The 3,199-nt window shown below is 73.1% G+C and carries 2 protein-coding genes; both read left to right on the top strand.

The genetic code is table 11. The features are described 5' to 3' along the window. Positions 1-7 precede the first annotated feature (7 nt). Positions 8-1,786, top strand: a complete 1,779-nt coding sequence (locus tag AB0J68_RS29925; RefSeq protein ID WP_363941958.1) for an ABC transporter ATP-binding protein — start codon at positions 8-10, stop codon at positions 1,784-1,786. 67 nt (positions 1,787-1,853) lie between these two features. Next, positions 1,854-3,199, top strand: a 1,346-nt coding sequence (locus tag AB0J68_RS29920; protein ID WP_363941955.1) for an ABC transporter ATP-binding protein, incomplete at its 3' end; no start/stop codon positions are given.

Here is a 3,199-nt window from a genome sequence, read left to right as displayed (position 1 = left end):
CGGCAGTGTGCTGTTCGGCTCGATGGTCATCGTCAGCGCGTACGTGGTGGGCGCGGTGGTCGGTGATGTGGTGGTGCCGGCCATCGCGCGGGGCGAGGTGGGCGTCGGCACCCTGGCGCTGGCGGCGGTCGCCCTGTTCGGGATCAGCGTGCTGCGGGTGGTGGGCATCTTCGGCCGCCGGCTCGGCGCGGGCTACATGCAGTACCGGCTCCAGGCCGCCTACCGCCGCCGGGTCACCCGCCGCTACCTGGACCTGCCGCTGTCGTGGCACCACCGCAACGCCACCGGCACGCTGCTCTCCAACGCCAACTCCGACGTGGAGGCGGCCTGGTATCCGATCGCTCCGCTGCCCTTCGCGGTGGGCACGCTGGTGATGCTGGTCGGCGCGATCGTCTCGCTGTTCGCCACCGACTGGGCCCTCGCCCTGGTCGGCCTCGCGGTCTTTCCCGCGCTGTTCGCGCTCAACGTGGTCTACTCGCGCCGGATGGCGCCCCGGCAGGCCCGGGCGCAGCGGTTGCGCGCCGAGGTCAGTGGCATCGCGCACGAGAGCTTCGACGGCGCGTTGGTGGTCAAGACGATGGGCCGCGAGGCGCAGGAGACGGCCCGGTTCGCCGGTCGCGCCGGCGAACTGCGCGACGCGTTGATCGCGGTCGGCCGGCTGCGGGGCGTCTTCGACCCGCTGCTGGAGACGCTGCCCAGCCTCGGCACCCTCGCGGTGCTGGTGGTCGGGGCGTTCCGCCTGCGCGAGGGCGCGATCAGCGTCACCGAGCTGGTCAGCGTCGCGTTCCTCTTCACCGTGCTGGCCTTCCCGGTGCGGGCCATCGGCTGGGTGCTGGCCGAGCTGCCGCGCAGCGTCGCCGGCTGGGACCGGGTGCGCCGGGTGCTCGACGCCACCGGCGAGATGCCGTACGGGCAGCACGTGCTCGACCCGGCCACCCCGGGGCCGGCCACGCTCACGTTCACCGACGTGCACTTCTCCTACCCGCCGGCCGAGGCGCACCAGCCCGGCGCGCAGGTGCTCGGCGAGGTCGGCTTCACCGTGCCGGCCGGCCGCACGGTCGCGCTGGTCGGGCCGACCGGCGCCGGCAAGTCCACCATCGCCTCGCTGGCCGTACGCCTGGTCGACCCGGACTCCGGCGTCGTCGAGCTGGACGGCGTGAATGTGCGCGACCTGACCGCCGCGTCGCTGGCCGGCACGGTCGCGCTGGTCGCGCAGGTGCCGTTCGTCTTCGACGACACCGTGCGGGCCAACGTCGCCCTGGACCGGGCGGGCATTGACGACGAGGACGTCTGGGCGGCGCTGCGCCTGGCCGAGGCGGACGGGTTCGTCGCCGCGCTGCCGGAGGGCCTGGACACGATGGTCGGCGAGCGGGGCACCTCGCTCTCCGGCGGCCAGCGGCAGCGGCTCACGCTGGCCCGCGCGCTGGCCGGTCGGCCACGCCTGCTGGTGCTCGACGACGCGACGAGCGCCGTGGATCCCCGTGTGGAGGCGGCCATCCTCGCCGGTCTGCGGGCGTCGGCGGGCGAGCCGGGAGTGCCGGCCGCGTCGATCCTGGTGGTGGCGTACCGCCGGGCGACCATCGCCCTCGCCGACGAGGTCGTCTACGTGGAGCAGGGCCGGGTGGTCGCCCGGGGCACGCACACCGAGCTGCTGGCCACCGTCGGAGGGTACGTGGACCTGGTCACCGCGTACGAGCAGGCGGAGGTCGACCGCGCGCAGGAGCGCGCGTACGACGACGAGGTGGCGCAGCTGCCGTCGGGCCTGGAGATCGAGGTGGACCGGTGAGCGCGAGGAGTGCAGCGCAGCGGAGCCCCGCAGTCGCGAACGAAAGGCAAGACCGGTGAGTACGACGGTGACGAATGACGAGCGGGACGCGCGGACGGAGACGACCTGGCAGACCCTGCGGCGGGGGTTGGCGCTCTCCCCGGAGCTGCGGACCGGCCTGGCCGCCACGCTGGGCCTGGCCCTGGTCTACATGGTGGGCCGGGTGGCCGTTCCGGTCGCGGTGCAGCAGGGCATCGACCGCGGCATCGTCGGCGGTCTGAACCTCGACGTGGTCTGGTCGGTGGTGGCGGTCACCGCGGCGATCCTCGTGGTCACCACGGCCTGCGGCTATCTGATGATGCGCCGGCTGTTCACGGTCAGCGAGACGGCGTTGGCGAATGTGCGGACGCGGGCGTTCCGGCACGTGCACGACCTGTCGATGTTGCACCAGCAGTCGGAGCGGCGTGGGTCGCTGGTCTCGCGGGTGACCAGCGACGTCGACCAGATCACCCAGTTCCTCCAGTGGGGTGGGGTGATCCTGCTGGTCAACCTGGGTCAGCTGGTGGTGACGACGGCCGTCATGCTGGCGTACTCCTGGCAGCTGACCCTGGTGGTGCTGGTGGCGTTCCTGCCGGCGGTGCTCGTCATCCGACAGTTGCAGCGTCGCCTCGGCGCGGCGTACGCGACGGTGCGTCAGCGCACCGGCACGCTGCTGGGCGCGGTCGGCGAGAGCGTCGTGGGCGCGCCGGTGATCCGGGCGTACGGCATCGCGGGGCGCACGGCCCGGCGGTTGGACGACGCCATCGACAATCAGCGCCTGGCGCAGCAGCGGGCGATCCGGATCAGCATCGTGGGCAGTTCGGTCGGCGAGCTCGCGGCCGGGTTGGCGCTGGCGGGCGTGGTGGTGCTCGGGGTGACGTTGGGGGTGGACGGCACGCTGTCGATCGGCCAGCTGACCGCCTTCCTCTTCCTGGTGACGCTGTTCATCCAGCCGGTGCAGATCGCCACCGAGGTGCTCAACGAGGCGCAGAACGCGATCGCGGGCTGGCGGCGGGTGCTGGACGTACTCGACGTGGCCCCGGATGTGGCGGACCCGGGGGAGCAGGGACGGGACCTGCCGGCTGGTCCGTTGGACATCCGGTTCGCCGGGGTGCGGTTCGCCTATCCGGGTGGCCCGCCGGTGCTGCACGACATCGACCTGGAGATCCCGGCGAAGAGCCGGGTCGCGGTGGTCGGCGAGACGGGCAGCGGCAAGACGACCTTCGCGAAGCTGCTCACCCGCCTGATGGACCCGTCGGCGGGAGCGGTGCTGCTGTCCGGGGTGCCGCTGGCGCAGGTGCGGTTCGACTCGCTGCGCTCCCGGGTGGTGATGGTGCCGCAGGACGGGTTCCTCTTCGACGCGACGGTGGGGGACAACGTCCGGTTCGCCCGGCC

Origin of the sequence: Micromonospora sp. NPDC049580, assembly GCF_040675595.1 — a bacterium.
Classification (GTDB): domain Bacteria; phylum Actinomycetota; class Actinomycetes; order Mycobacteriales; family Micromonosporaceae; genus Micromonospora.
The sequence above is the reverse complement of the archived record's forward strand: the minus strand, read 5'-3'. Positions and strand labels throughout refer to the sequence as shown.